Source organism: Arthrobacter sp. Y-9 (genome assembly GCF_029690065.1).
Taxonomy (GTDB): Bacteria; Actinomycetota; Actinomycetes; order Actinomycetales; family Micrococcaceae; genus Arthrobacter_E.
On the sequence record NZ_CP121463.1, the window covers coordinates 3,084,666 to 3,098,455 of the forward strand.

General features: G+C 67.7%; 12 protein-coding genes and 1 tRNA gene. 9 read left to right on the forward strand and 4 right to left on the reverse strand.

Translation table 11 applies throughout. The features are described from left to right. Positions 1 to 51: 51 nt before the first annotated feature. Genes P9849_RS13990 through P9849_RS14000 form a run of 3 tightly spaced genes read right to left on the reverse strand, consistent with a single transcriptional unit; the run spans position 52 to position 1,657 of the window. Positions 52 to 975, reverse strand: a complete 924-nt coding sequence (locus tag P9849_RS13990) for an NUDIX hydrolase (protein WP_278267335.1) — start codon at positions 973 to 975, stop codon at positions 52 to 54. A 23-nt stretch (positions 976 to 998) separates the two neighbouring features. Further along, positions 999 to 1,499 (reverse strand): RidA family protein, encoded by a 501-nt coding sequence (locus tag P9849_RS13995; RefSeq protein WP_278267336.1) that lies wholly within the window; start codon positions 1,497 to 1,499, stop codon positions 999 to 1,001. 2 nt (positions 1,500 to 1,501) lie between these two features. Then, positions 1,502 to 1,657, reverse strand: a complete 156-nt coding sequence (locus P9849_RS14000) for a DUF4177 domain-containing protein (protein WP_278267337.1) — start codon at positions 1,655 to 1,657, stop codon at positions 1,502 to 1,504. A 37-nt stretch (positions 1,658 to 1,694) separates the two neighbouring features. Between P9849_RS14000 and P9849_RS14005 the strand changes: the two genes are divergently transcribed. The 8 genes from P9849_RS14005 to P9849_RS14040 all read left to right on the forward strand — a co-directional run bounded on the left by P9849_RS14005 (position 1,695) and on the right by P9849_RS14040 (position 11,669). Further along, entirely contained in the window at positions 1,695 to 4,001 is a 2,307-nt protein-coding gene (locus tag P9849_RS14005) for a transglycosylase domain-containing protein (RefSeq protein ID WP_278267338.1), read from the forward strand. A gap of 2 nt (positions 4,002 to 4,003) precedes the next feature. Then, positions 4,004 to 4,987 (forward strand): metallophosphoesterase, encoded by a 984-nt coding sequence (locus P9849_RS14010; RefSeq protein ID WP_278267339.1) that lies wholly within the window; start codon positions 4,004 to 4,006, stop codon positions 4,985 to 4,987. A gap of 98 nt (positions 4,988 to 5,085) precedes the next feature. Next, on the forward strand, positions 5,086 to 5,499 hold the full coding sequence (locus P9849_RS14015; protein ID WP_278267340.1) for a hypothetical protein: 414 nt from the start codon (positions 5,086 to 5,088) through the stop codon (positions 5,497 to 5,499). Beyond that, complete coding sequence (locus P9849_RS14020; RefSeq protein WP_278267341.1) at positions 5,496 to 5,909, forward strand: hypothetical protein; 414 nt, start codon at positions 5,496 to 5,498, stop codon at positions 5,907 to 5,909. The genes P9849_RS14015 and P9849_RS14020 overlap by 4 nt, the downstream gene beginning before the upstream one ends. 188 nt (positions 5,910 to 6,097) lie before the next feature. Continuing rightward, positions 6,098 to 7,957, forward strand: coding sequence for an ABC transporter ATP-binding protein (locus P9849_RS14025; protein WP_278267343.1), 1,860 nt, complete (start codon positions 6,098 to 6,100; stop codon positions 7,955 to 7,957). Beyond that, on the forward strand, positions 7,954 to 9,912 hold the full coding sequence (locus P9849_RS14030) for an ABC transporter ATP-binding protein (RefSeq protein WP_278267344.1): 1,959 nt from the start codon (positions 7,954 to 7,956) through the stop codon (positions 9,910 to 9,912). The genes P9849_RS14025 and P9849_RS14030 overlap by 4 nt, the downstream gene beginning before the upstream one ends. Positions 9,913 to 10,058: 146 nt before the next feature. After that, a tRNA-Pro gene (locus P9849_RS14035) sits at positions 10,059 to 10,135 on the forward strand. A gap of 112 nt (positions 10,136 to 10,247) precedes the next feature. Next, positions 10,248 to 11,669, forward strand: a complete 1,422-nt coding sequence (locus tag P9849_RS14040) for a glutamate decarboxylase (protein WP_278267345.1) — start codon at positions 10,248 to 10,250, stop codon at positions 11,667 to 11,669. Between the two features lie 325 nt (positions 11,670 to 11,994). Here P9849_RS14040 and P9849_RS14045 read toward each other — a convergent pair whose 3' ends face one another. After that, positions 11,995 to 12,258, reverse strand: coding sequence for a hypothetical protein (locus P9849_RS14045; protein ID WP_278267346.1), 264 nt, complete (start codon positions 12,256 to 12,258; stop codon positions 11,995 to 11,997). A gap of 197 nt (positions 12,259 to 12,455) precedes the next feature. On the opposite strand from P9849_RS14045, the gene P9849_RS14050 reads away from it, so the two are divergent. Further along, entirely contained in the window at positions 12,456 to 13,715 is a 1,260-nt protein-coding gene (locus tag P9849_RS14050; protein WP_208186852.1) for a helix-turn-helix transcriptional regulator, read from the forward strand. Positions 13,716 to 13,790 lie beyond the last annotated feature (75 nt).

Here is a 13,790-nt window from a genome sequence, read left to right on the forward strand (position 1 = left end):
CCCGGCACCCCGCGAGGGGTGCCGGGCCTTTCGTTTTTCCGGCCGGCCCGGTCAGGACGACGGCGGGACCACGGGAAGCGCGGTCGTCGCCGGCGGGCTGGGCGGCACGACCTCGAGCTTGAGATCGCCGTCCACCTCCACGAGCGTGGGCTGGTAGACGTGCGTCTTGCGCTTGTGGCTCAGGTACGCGACGCAGCCCTTGGCCGTGCCGAGCTTCTCGAGGATGATCTCCGTGCCGGGCACCATGAGCTGCCCCAGCGTCCTGCCCCGGGTGTTCTCCTGGTCGATCTCATCACCCAGCGAGGTCCCCGTGCGGTCGCCCAGGAGCTTGGGGGCGCAGATCCAGCGGCCCCAGACGCCCTTGCTCTCCAGCAGTCGGGGCTCCTGACCCAGCGGAAGTGTCGCCGCGAAGTAGCGGGTGTTGAACCGCCGGTGGGCGAAGTCGGGGCTGAGCCAGTTGACCAGCGGCTTCAGGAGGTCCGTGCGGAGCGAGAGCCCGCGACGGTCCAGGACGTCGGCCAGGGTCTTGTCCTGCGCGGCCACGGCTTCCCGTGCCGCCATCCACTCCTGCGGGTTGGTCACCGCGACCGTGCTCCCGGCGTCGGGTCCGGCCAGCAGGACACCCGTCTCCTCGAAGAGTTCCCGGATGGCCGCCACGACGTGACGGCGGGCCAGCGCGGGGTCCTCGATGCCGAGGGCGTCAGCCCACTGCGCCGGCGACGGGCCGATCCAGGGCATGGGGTCGTCGTCGTGCTCCTCGACGGAGCCGCCCGGGAAGGAGACCACGCCGAGCGGCGAGGAGCCGCTCCGGTAGGCGAGCCAGGTGGACATGCCGTCCGGCGTGTCCTTGATCAGGACGACGCTGGAGGCATAGCGGGGAGCCGCGGGTGTGCGCTCCCCGTGTTCGAGCCAGCTGCGTGCGGCGTTCTCGAACTGGACGGGCAGCTCGAAGAGCCGCTTTGCTGCTTGGGGCACTGCTTCGGCCTATCTGACAGGATTCAGGCGAACTCGGCGATGAGTTCGACCTCGACGGGGGCGTCCAGCGGCAGGACCGCGACGCCGACGGCGGAACGGGCGTGCTGCCCCTTCTCACCGAAGATCTCACCCAGGAGCTCGGACGCGCCGTTGATGACGCCGGGCTGGCCGGTGAAATCGGGGGTGGACGCCACGAAACCGACGACCTTCACGATCCGGGTGACCCGGTCCAGGTTGCCGATGACGCTCTTGACGGCCGCCAGCGCGTTGATGATGCTCGTGGCCGCGAGTTCCTTGGCACGCTCGGGGGTCACGGTGCCCTCGGCGCCGTCCGCGGAGACCTTTCCGGTCGCTGGGAGTTTGCCTTCAATAAACGGAAGCTGACCCGCGGTGTAGACGTGGGCGCCGCTCACCATGGCCGGCACGTAGGCCGCCACCGGCGCGGCGACCTCCGGAAGGCTCAGTCCGAGCTCCGCCAGGCGGGCCTCGATCGCGCTGTTCTCAGCATTGACGTGGGACGACATGCTCAGGCCTTCTCCCTCTTCAGATAGGCGACCAGGCCGTTGCCGTCGGGTCCGGGGACCACCTGGACGAGTTCCCAGCCGTCCTCGCCCCAGGTGTCCAGGATCTGCTTCGTGGCGTGGATGATCAGTGGTACGGTCGCGTACTCCCATTTGCTCATGGGGTCAAGCGTAATGGCTCCGGTTAGACTGGAGAACATGGCTCAAGCGAAGAATCCGCTATTCGACACTGCCACGGTCTTGGGGAAGATCGTGGCATTTCTGGGCGTCAGTGCTCTCTGCGGGGTCCTGGTGGCAGGACTCCTGGTCCCTGCCGCCGCGGTGACCGGCAGTGCGGCGAGTGGCTCCGTCCAGTTCTTTGAGGACCTTCCCGGAGAACTGACGGTCGCTCCCCCGGGGCAGGCGACCCGTGTCCTGGCGGCCGACGGCTCCCAGATCGCGACGATCTTCGCTGAGAACCGGACCCGTGTGGCGCTCAAGGACATCTCCCCGTTCGTCAAGGACGGGATCGTCGCCATTGAGGACAGCCGCTTCTACGAGCACGGCGGTGTGGACCCCACCGGTATCGCGCGCGCCCTGGTCGCCACGGCCAAGGGCGGACGCCAGGGTGCGTCCACCATCACGCAGCAGTACGTGAACAACGTCATCAACGAATCCCTCATCGCCGAGGGACGTTCCGACGAGGTGAAGCTGAACGGCACCTCGAGCAAGACGGTCGGCGTGAAGCTCCGTGAGATGAAGCTCGCCATCGCGCTCGAGAAGAAGATGACCAAGGATCAGATCCTTGAGGGCTACCTCAACATCGTCTTCTTCAACGCCAACGCCTACGGCATCGAGGCCGCGGCACGCTACTTCTTCTCCACGTCCGCGAAGAATCTGACGCTGCCGCAGGCGGCCATGCTCGCCGGCGTCGTCAACAACCCCTCCGCCTACGATCCGGTGACCAACCCGGAGAACGCCAAGATGCGTCGCGATCTGGTCCTGAACGCCATGCTGAAGAACGGCAAGATCACTCAGAAGCAGCACGACGACGCGGTCAAGACCCCGGTCACCACGAAGGTCACCGTGCCTCGCCAGGGCTGCCAGTACGCCGCCACGGCCCCGTACTTCTGCGACTACGTGCAGCACCTCATCCTGAACAACCCCGCCTACGGTGACACTCCTCAGGACCGCCTGAACCTGCTGCAGCGCGGCGGCCTGACCATCAAGACCACCCTGGACCCGCGGCTCCAGAAGCCCGCCCAGGTGCAGGTGGACGCTTCCGCCGGACCCGAGAACACGGACAAGTGGGGCGCGTCCCTCATCACCGTTCAGCCGGGAACGGGCAAGATTCTCACGATGGCTCAGAATAGCCGGGTGGTCAAGACCCCGGGCGTCCCCATGGTCACCGACTACAACTTCAACGTGGACCGGGCGGATGCGAACGGGAACTCGCTGGGTGGCATCGGCGGATTCCAGCCCGGTTCAACCTTGAAGCCAGTCACACTGGCCGCCTGGCTGAACGAAGGCAAGCGCACCGATGATGTCGTCGACGCGACGCAACGTGTATACCCGCTGGACTTTCCGTGGAAGACCACGTGCAAGCCGGTCGAGGGTGCGTTCGACCCTTCCCTTCCGGGCTCTGATTCTCTCCAGAACGCTACGGAAGGAAACTACCGAAGGATGACGGTGCGAGAGGGCATCACCCTCTCCGTGAACACGGCGACCTTCGCCTCCGCCGCCGCGCTGGACGACTTCTGCGACATCCAGCGGATGGCCGACGCCCTGCAGATGCACACCGGTGACGGCAAGAGCAAGCTTGGCCTGAACACCCTCGGCAACCTGCTCGGTGGCAACAACGTCGCCCCGCTGACCATGGCGAGCGCGTTCTCCACCTTCGCCAACAACGGGACCTTCTGCGAGCCGATCGCGATCGATTCCGTGGTGGACGCCCAGGGCAAGAAGTACCCGGCCCAGACCTCCAGTTGTAAGGAGGTCATCAAGCCCGACGTCGCGAAGACCGTGACCAACGTGCTGCAGGACGTGATGAGCAAGGGCTCGGGTGTCCTGATCCCGGAGAAGGTCCAGGCCCCGATCGCGGGCAAGACCGGTACCAACAACACGAACTCCCAGACCTGGGTTCTCGCGTACACCAAGGGCCTGGTCACCGCCTCCTACTTCGGGCAGGTCTACGGCGATCCGAACCAGTTCAGGGGTCAAAGGATCTACGTTAACGGCCAGTACTACGACTCCATCGACGGCGCGTACATCGCCGGTCCTCAGATGGCGCGGTACATGCAGCAGGTGGCCGGGCTCTACGACACCGGCGAGTTCGACCCGGCGCCCGATTCCCTCCTGGGCACCTCCTACGTCCCGCCCCCCGTCCAGCCCGAGACTCCGGCCACGAACACGCCGGACGGCAAGAAGCCGACGGACACCAAGCCGACCAGTGGCAACACCGGAGGCGGCGGTAACAACGGCGGTGGCAACAACAACGGCAAGCCCAACCCCAAGAAGACGCCGTGACCATGGGCGATCCGCTGACCGAGCAGCTGAACGCTGCCGCGTCGCTCGCAGGCCGCGTCCGGGAAACCGGGCGCGGCCTCGCCGCAACCGCTGCGAAGACGGCCGTGCTGGCCGGCGTCGCGGGCGCGGCGGGCCTGGCATACGGGTCCTGGGAGAAGAACCAGTTCGGCGTCCGCCACGAAGAGCTGGCCATCCTCCCCGAGGGCAGCGAGCCGTTCCGCATCCTCCACCTGAGCGACATCCATTTCATCCCGGGCCAGCGCAAGAAGGCCGACTGGCTGCGCTCCCTCGATGACCTCAACCCCGACCTGGTGGTCAACACCGGCGACAACCTGAGCCATCGGGACGCCATCGACCCGCTGCTGGACGCTCTGAAGCCGCTCCTGAACCGGCCCGGCGTGTTCGTTCCCGGCTCCAACGACTACTACGCGCCCCGGCTGAAGAGTCCTCTGGCGTACTTCGCGGGCCCTTCCCGCCAGCGCAAGGAACCGGTCGCGCTCGACTGGCCGCGCCTGCGTGCCGGGTTCGGCATGTCCGGGTGGGTCGATCTGACCAACCGCCACCAGTCCCTGGTCTTCAACCGGATGCGCTTCGACTTCTCCGGCATGGACGATCCGCACATCGAGCGGGAGAAGTTCACCGGCTGGCCGCAGGGCATCGCCGCCGGGGCGGCCCCGTCGCTGCGCGTCGGCGTCGTGCACGCCCCGTATCAGCGGGCGCTGGACACGCTCACCGAAGCCGGCGCCGAGCTGATCCTCTCCGGCCACACTCACGGCGGCCAGGTCTGCATCCCCGGCTACGGTGCGCTCGTCTCCAACTGCGATCTGCCCACGTGGCGGGCCCGCGGCCTGCACGACTGGGAGAGCAAGGGGCACACGACGCCGGTCAACGTCTCCGCAGGGATCGGTACCTCCCGTTTCGCGCCCTACCGCATCGCCTGCCGCCCGGAGGCCGTGGTGCTGGACCTGACGGCACGCGAGGGCTGACCCGCTTCTCAGTTGCGTGCTCAGTAGTTGCGGGTTCCGCGCTCCGGGACCCGCAACTACTGAGCACACAACCAACCGGACCGGCTAGAGTCCAGTCCATGGGGGACCCACAAGAAAACACGGCGCCGGCCTTCTCATCGACCGCCGGCACAGTATCAACGGGCGGCACCGCTCGTGCGACACCCGCCATCCTCTGGCTCTTCACCGTCCTGGCCGCGATCTTCCTGTGGTTCCCCGTGTCCGGCATCGGCGGCGGACTGGCCTCCGTGCCGCACACCGGCAGAGGGTGCGACGCCGGCTCCGGGCCGATCTGCGGGAACCAGGCTGAGGCGCTGTGGGCTTCCACGGTGCTCGCAGCGATTTTCGCCGCTCTGTATGTCGGCGCCGTGGTGATCGTCGCCGTCGAGCATCGCGGGCGGACCAGGAGCGTCCGCGCCTGGCCGCCGCTTCTGGCCTTGGCGGCCTATGCCGCGGCGCTGTTCCTGGGTTCCTACCTGCTCAGCCGCTCATGACGCACACGGTCGCCGCCGCGGGGATCGCGCCCGCCTGGGGAAAGCAGAACCTGACCCTGCTGTGGTCCCTGTCCGCTTTCGCCGTGGTCCTGCTCGTGGCACCGGCGATCGGCGTCGGGACGCTGCTCGCCCAGATCCCCCATAGCAACCGCGGCTGCACGGCGGACGACGGTCCGATCTGCGGCGATCAGGCGTTCCTTCTGCAGTTGTCCTCGGTCTCCGCTCTCATCCTGCTGTCCTTGTACACCTACGGAATGCTCATCCTCAAGGTCGGGTCGGAGGAACAGGGCTCGTGGAGGCCGGTGCTGTCCGCGGGGCTGGCCGTGTTCGGCTGTGCCCTCCTGGTGCTGGCGATCGCCTACGCGGTGGAGCTCAACCGTCCGCCCGCCGTGCTGCCGCCGGGCCTCTAAGCCGTCTTGGCCGGTCCTCACCGCCGTCCGCCGCGTGCCTCCTCCGGGCTTTCCGCCCTGGATTCCGCCCACTTGCGTTCATCTGAAACCGTGTGACAAACCGGGCATAAAACCCCGGCGTAGGCTGGTTGCCACAGGTAACGAACACTCATGGCACGGCTCATCGGGAAGCGAAGCGATCACCCAGCATGGCGCAGACTCAGACCACGTTCTTCCACTCACTCAGACGCCTTTACCCTCATCTGAAGCCGATCATGCCGCGGCTCGTGATGGGCCTGCTCTCCGCGCTCGGCGCCAGCCTGGTCGCCCTGGCGATCCCGCAGGTGCTACGGAGCCTCATCAACGACTCGCTGCACCCCGGCGGTCAGCCCTCCGAGGTCTGGATCGCCGTCGCGGCCGTCCTCGGACTCGGCGTCCTGGAGGCCGGGCTGATCGCCCTCCGCCGCCAGTTCGTCATCAACCCGGCCACGACCGTCGAGAACGGGCTCCGTGTCTCGCTGTACCGGCACCTGCAGGATCTCGCCGTCGACTTCCATGACCGCTGGGGCTCCGGTCAGCTCCTCTCCCGCGCCATGGCGGATCTCAATTTCCTGCGACGCTGGATGGCGTTCGGCGCGATCATGCTGGTGGTCACGTCGCTCACGGTCGTGATCGGCGTGGGCATCATGTTCAGCATGAGCTGGCAGCTGGCGCTCGTCTTTCTGGCCGCCGCCATCCCGATCGTCGCCACCGGCACCCGCTTTCGCCGCAACTTCCTCCGCGTCGCCCGTCGCAGCCAGGACCAGGCCGGCGACCTGGCCACCGCGGTCGAGGAGTCCGTCCACGGCATCCGCGTGCTCAAGGCGTTCGGCCGCGGCCGCGAAGCGCTGGAGAACTTCAACAACCAGGCCGAGGAACTCCGGCAGACCGAGATCCTCAAGGCCCGACAGCTGGCCTTCTTCTCGCTCGTGTCCACGCTCCTGCCGGAACTGGCCCTCGGCGTCGGGCTGGTGCTCGGCATCGCCCTCACGGCGGACGGCCAGCTCAGCATCGGCGCGCTCGTGGCCTTCTTCGCGACGGCGGCCGTGGTCGCGGGCCCGGTCGAAGCCGTCGGCATGTTGCTCTCCATGGCGCTGACCGCGAAATCCGCCATCGACCGCCACTTCGAAGTCATGGACAGCCCCGTCACCATCGCTGACCCGGCCACTCCCCACCGGCCGGCCGAGATCGACGGTGCGGTCCGCTTCGAGGGCGTCCGCTTCGCCTTCGCGGACAGTCTGGAGGCCGATCCGGACGACCCGCAGTACCTCCTCGAGGATGTCACTCTGGACATCGCCCCCGGCGAGACCATGGCCCTCGTGGGCGTCACCGGTTCCGGCAAGTCCGCGCTCCTGCAATTGGTGCCGCGGCTCTACGAAGTCACGGACGGCAGGATCACCATCGACGGCCAGGACCTGCGCGAGTTCAGCCTGACCGAACTCCGCAGCATCGTCTCCGTCGCCTTCGAGGACACCACGCTTTTCTCCAGCTCCATCCGGGACAATGTGCTGCTGGGCGCGCCGGCCGAGGTGACCGCCACCGAGGAGACCGCGACGGCGGCACTCACCGAGGCGCTCGACGTCGCGCAGGCATCGTTCGCATACGCCCTGCCCGACGGTGTGGACACCCGCATCGGCGAGGAGGGGCTGAGCCTGTCCGGGGGGCAGCGGCAGCGCATCGCCCTGGCCCGCGCGATCGCGGCCCGGCCGAAGGTCCTGGTGCTGGATGACCCGCTGTCGGCCCTCGACGTCGCGACCGAGGAACTCGTGGAGGCGCGGCTCCGGGAGGTCCTGAGCGAGACGACCACGCTGATCGTCGCCCACCGCCCGTCCACCGTGGCCCTGGCCGACCGCGTCGCGCTGCTGCAGGACGGCCGGATCGCCGCCGTCGGGACGCACAGTGAGCTGCTCGCGACGAACGAGCACTACCGCTACGTCATCGCGAGCCTCGACCCGGACCCTGTCGATCTGGACAGTGAGCTCGAGGACGAGCTGGAGGACGCGGAGTTCGAGAACGAGGTGAACGCATGAGCACGGCACAGACCACGACGCCCGGCTTCGGGACGTCGAACGAGGACTCCTCCCGGCTCGCCGCAGCGGAAAGCCGGGCCGTCCGCAAGCGGTCCCTGCGGCTCCTCGGCTCGCTGATCCGGCCCATCCGGGTCCGGTTCTGGCTGACAGTCGCCATGGTGGTGATCTCGCAGGCCGCGCACGCCGCAGGACCTGCGCTGATCGCCTTCGGCATCGACCGCGCGCTCCCGGCCCTGACCCGCGGCGACTCGACGCCGCTGGTGCTGGCCGGCGTCGGGTATCTGCTGGCCGCCGTCGTGACGGCGTGGCTGACCGCGCTGTACGTCACGAGCACCGCCAAACTCAGCCAGGCGATGCTGCTGGACCTGAGGGTCCGGGTCTTCCGGCACACCCAGCGGCTCAGCCTGGAATTCCATGAGAAGTACACCTCGGGCAGGATCATCGCCCGGCAGACGTCGGACCTGGAGGCGCTCCGGGAACTGCTCGACTCCGGGGTCAGCTCCCTCGCGGCCGGGTTCATGTTCATGGTGTTCACGGCGCTGACGGTGTTCGCACTCGACTGGCCGAGCGGTCTGATCATGCTCGGCGCCGCCATCCCCGCGACATTCCTGACCCGCTGGTACCAGAAGCGCTCCGAGATCACCTACCGCGAATCACGCGTGGTGTCCGCCCGGATCATCGTCCACTTCGTGGAGACCATGACGGGCATCCGCGCCGTCAAGGCATTCCGCAAGGAGGCCCAGAACACCCGGGAGTACACGGACCTGTCCGAGGAATACCGTCAGGTCACCGTGCGCTCCATCAACCTCAACGGCATCTTCCTGCCCGCCCTGGTGCTGCTCGGCAACATCACGGTCGTGGTGGTCCTGGCCGTGGCCGGGTTCCGCGTCCTGCACGGCGAGCTGGCCGTCGGCGTGCTGCTGGCGCTGGTCCTGTCGGTCAAGCGGTTCTTCCAGCCGGTCGACCAGATGGCCATGTTCTACAACTCCTTCCAGAGCGCTCAGGCCGCCCTGGAGAAGGTGTCCGGACTGCTCGAAGAGGTCCCGACCGTGCGTCCGCCCCGCGAGCCGGTGCCGCTGCCCGCGGCCGAGGGCCGGATCGAGTTCAAGGACGTCGAATTCCGGTACGGCGACGGGCCCGTGGTGGTCCCGGAGCTGAATCTCACCATTCCCGCGGGACAGACCGTGGCGCTGGTCGGCCAGACGGGTGCGGGCAAGTCCACGCTCGCCAAGCTGATCGCCCGCTTCTACGACGTCAGCGCGGGCTCCCTGACCCTCGACGGGGTGGAGCTGTCGCGGATCTCCACCCCGGAGCTGCGGCGGGCCGTGGTCATGGTGACGCAGGAGGCGTTCCTGTTCAGCGGAAGCGTGGCGGACAACATCGCCCTGGGCCGCCCGGGGGCCAGCCGCGAGGAGATCGAGGCGGCGGCCCGGGCCGTCGGCGCGGACACGTTCATCCGCGCCCTCCCCGAGGGCTACGACACCGACGTCAACAAGCGCGGCGGCCGCGTCTCCGCCGGGCAGCGGCAGCTCATCAGCTTCGCGCGCGCGTTCCTGGCCGACCCGGCGGTGCTCATCCTGGACGAAGCCACCTCCTCTCTCGACATTCCCAGTGAGCGGCTCGTGCAGGAAGGCCTCGCGCGGCTCCTGGGCGGCGGCGCGGACTCCCCCACCCGGCGCCCCGCGCGCGACGACGGCGCGGCCGGGCCCACCGTCGTCGCGCCGGAGAGCGGGGCCGGGGAAGCCGTGGCCGGGGAAGCCTCCGGCAGCGAGGCAGCGGCGCACCGACGCACGGCTCTCATCATCGCGCACCGGCTCTCGACGGTGGAGATCGCGGACCGCGTCCTGGTGGTCCATGACGGGAGGATCGTGGAGGACGGCACCCCGGACCAGCTCATCCGGGACGGTGGCCGCTTCGCCGCCCTGCACGGCGCCTGGCGCGACTCGCTGGTGTGAGGCGTCCCCGGTGACGGGCTCCTTCGGGCCTGATCACCGGGGAGTCACGGGTCCGAAGAGGCCCTGCCTCCGCCGATTTCAAAACTCGGGCCGGATCCGCTATTCTTGTAGGGTTGCTTGTCGGGGAAACCCGCGGGTCAACGGATCGGGATGTAGCGCAGCTTGGTAGCGCGCTTCGTTCGGGACGAAGAGGTCGCAGGTTCAAATCCTGTCATCCCGACCACGGAAAAGCCCCGCTCTCAGGAGCGGGGCTTTTGCTTTGTCCGGGGTGATTCCCTGCTCCTTCCCAGCCGACGGGGGTTCACCCCGCCAGGCCCCTCTCCTAGGCTGGGCACATGACCGCTCCCCGTAGAAAGTCCCAGCACTCCACCGCGTTCGGCAGCGACACCTCCAACGCCTCCATCGAACTGAATCCCCTGTTCAGCCGCCCGGGTGAAGCCACGGAGTTCCCCCGTTTCACCCTTCCGGAGGGTGCCGCGCTCCCGTCCACGGCGTACCAGATCGTCCACGACGAAGCGATGCTGGACGGCAACGCCCGCCTCAATCTGGCCACGTTCGTGGGGACCTGGATGGAGGCCGAAGCCGGCAAGCTCTACGCCGAGACCGTCGATAAGAACATGATCGACAAAGACGAGTACCCGAAGACCGCGGACATCGAACACCGCTGCTGGCGCATCCTCGCCGATCTGTGGCACGCACCCGATCCGGAGCGTTCAGTGGGCACGTCCACCATCGGATCGTCGGAGGCCTGCATGCTGGCGGGTCTCGCGCTCAAGCGGCGCTGGCAGCACGCCCGGCGGAAGGCCGGCCTGTCCACGGAGCGGCCGAACATCATCATGAGCTCCGCGGTCCAGGTCTGCTGGGAGAAGTTCTGCAACTACTTCGAGGTGGAGGCCCGATACGTCCCGATCTCGGAGGAGCACCCGGTCCTGGACGGCCACGAACTCGAGAAGTACGTGGATGAGAACACCATCGGCGTCGTGGCGATCATGGGCGTGACCTACACGGGCATGTACGAACCGGTCGAGAAGATCTCCAAGGCACTCGACGCGATCCAGAAGACGAGCGGCCTGGACATCCCGATCCACGTCGACGGCGCTTCCGGGGCCATGGTGGCGCCGTTCCTCCAGCCGAAACTGGCATGGGACTTCCGCGTGCCCCGCGTCATCTCCATCAACACCTCGGGACACAAGTACGGGCTCGTCTACCCCGGCCTGGGCTGGGTGGTGTGGCGGGATGAGTCCGACCTGCCGGAGGACCTGATCTTCCACGTCAGCTATCTCGGCGGTGACATGCCCACTTTCGCGCTGAACTTCTCACGTCCCGGCGCCCAGGTGCTCCTGCAGTACTACCTGTTCCTGCGGCTCGGCCGGGAGGGGTACCGCTCCGTGCATGCGGCGTGCCGGGACGTCGCCCGCTATCTGGCCCACGAGATCGGGGCCATGGAGCCGTTCCAGCTCTGGAACGACGGCTCGGACATCCCCGTCTTCGCCTGGCGGCTCAAGCCCGGCTTCACGGGTGGATGGACCTTGCAGCATCTCTCGGACCGGCTTCGCATGGCGGGCTGGCTGGTACCCGCGTATCCGATGCCGGACGGCATGACGGACCTGACCGTGCAGCGCGTCGTGGTCCGCAATGGCTTCACCCGCGATCTCGCGGAGAGCTTCCTGCAGGACCTGCGCACCGCCGTCGAGTTCCTCGAAAAGGCCCCGACGCCGCTGCCCGAACCCGGCGAGGCGAGCGCGTTCCACCACTGAGCCCGTCAGGGCGCCGGACCTTCTGTGACCTCCCCCTTCCGCTCGTGTGAAGTCCGTGACCCCGGGCTTCACACGACGGCGGGCGTCAAGGGCCCGGCGCGGGCCTCGGAAGGGCTTCACGAGGGCGGGGAATTCGGCCCGCCTGACAAGCTCCGCTCCTGGTCCGAGGCCCTTTTTGACATTCCCTGTCACCACGGGAATCGCGTGCTCCCGGAACGAAATACGACGCCACTCTCCGGGCAACAGAAAGCGGGTGCCTCGCGCATTTGCGAAGCACCCGCTCCTGGTGTCTCAGGTCCCTCTGAAGGAAGGGCCGGACGACGGTTTAGAAGGGATCAGGCCAGTTGCCCACGTTGAGGCGAGCGGTGTCCGTGACGAGGCTGGTCTTGGTCTTAGGACCGGCCGCGAAGGTGGTGGGATCGGGCCAGTTTCCGACATTCAGGCGCGCCGGGTCGGGCCAGTTGCCCACTGCCTGTACGCTCGAAGGATCGGGCCAGTTGCCGACGTTGGCACTCGCGGCGGGGACGCTCAGCGCACCGAGGCCCAGGGCCGCAGCCAGGGCAACGCCTGCTGTGAGTTTCTTCAACATGTTCTGCTCTTCCGTGTGGATCTATGGGGAGTGTGAGCTTCAGTGGCACATACCGCCAGCGATGCGTTGGTACTGACTGGATCGGGAGATCGCTACGGACAAAAGATGATCCGCATTGACATACATTGTAAAGTAATCACAAACGATAATGTCAAGGTTTGAGTGGCTTCCCGGTCTCTTAAACTTGAGGAGGGGCAATGGGCAGCGGATTTGGTGAGCGGCTTCGGGCCGAGCGCCTGGAACGCGGAATGACGCAGGCTGAGCTGGGCAAGGACCTGTACTCGCCCAGCTACATCTCCCTGCTGGAGACGGGCCGGCGGGAGCCGACCCGGGACGTCATCCAGGAACTCGCCCGGCGTCTGGAACTCGCTCCCAAGGCACTCGAAGAGTGGAACAACCGGGTCACGCAGAACGACGCGGACTACGTCCTGGCCGCCCTGTACGCCCGCCAGGCCTGGGATCTGCGCGACTACGAGCTCGCCGCCCAGCACGCCGCGGAGGCCGCCCGCATCGCCCTGGACGCCAAGAACGTCAGCGCCTGGTGGAACATGCGGTACATGCAGGCCGAGTGTCTGCTCAAGCAGGGCAAGTACTCCGAGTGTCAGGGCGTGGTGGAGCAGCTCGTGGAGCACCGCCTGGCCGTCGAGAGCGCGGGACTGGGCGTGCGCGCCCGCCAGATGCTCGCCGCCGTCTGCCACGGTCAGGGCCGGCTCGCGGACTCCGTGGAGCACGCCCGTCAGGCCGTCGCTCTCGGCGCCCAGCTCCCCAAGGACTCCCCCATCTACTCCAGCGCGCTGCGGATCTACATCGGCGCCCTGGCGGAGACCGGGCGCCTGGACGAGGCCTGGGAGCAGTGCAAGATCCTCTCCAAGGAGGTCAGCACCAAGTCCGTCGATCACATGTCCGGCATCGTCGCGTGGGTGATCGGCAACGTCGCCTTCATGCGCCACGACTACGAAGAGGGCGTGGCCCAGCATGACCGCGCCGCCAAGCTCCTCTCCCCCGGCAACGACATCGAGCAGTGGGCCAACTTCAACAAGGCCTCCGCCGCCATGCGCCTGAACTCCGGGATCGTGGAGGCGTCCACCCTGGCAGCGCTGGAACGCGCCGAGCTCGCGCACACCATCGTCTCCGGCACTTTGCGCGACGGGCTCGAACTGCGGTTCATCCGTGCCAAGTGGCTTTACTTGACGGATGAGCTTCCCGCGGCCATCGAGATCCTGCGCGAGGTCGTGGCGCAGGAGGACGAGATCGGCATGCACGTGGCGGCCGAGGTCCACCTGCTCCTGGGCAAGGCCCTCAAGGCCACGGACGACCTTCAGGAGGCCATGGCCTACCTGTCCCGGGCCCAGCAGCTCTTCGCCTCCGCCGGTGCTTCAGAGGGCATCCAGCAGGCCATGGACGCCATGCTGGAGATCCGGCTGGCCGAGCGCCGCGCCAAGGCCAACAGCGCCTGAGGCGCGGGCTGCGCACAGCAGACAACGAAGGAACAGCGCACACGAAGGAGGGGTTCGACGCCGGTGATCACCGCC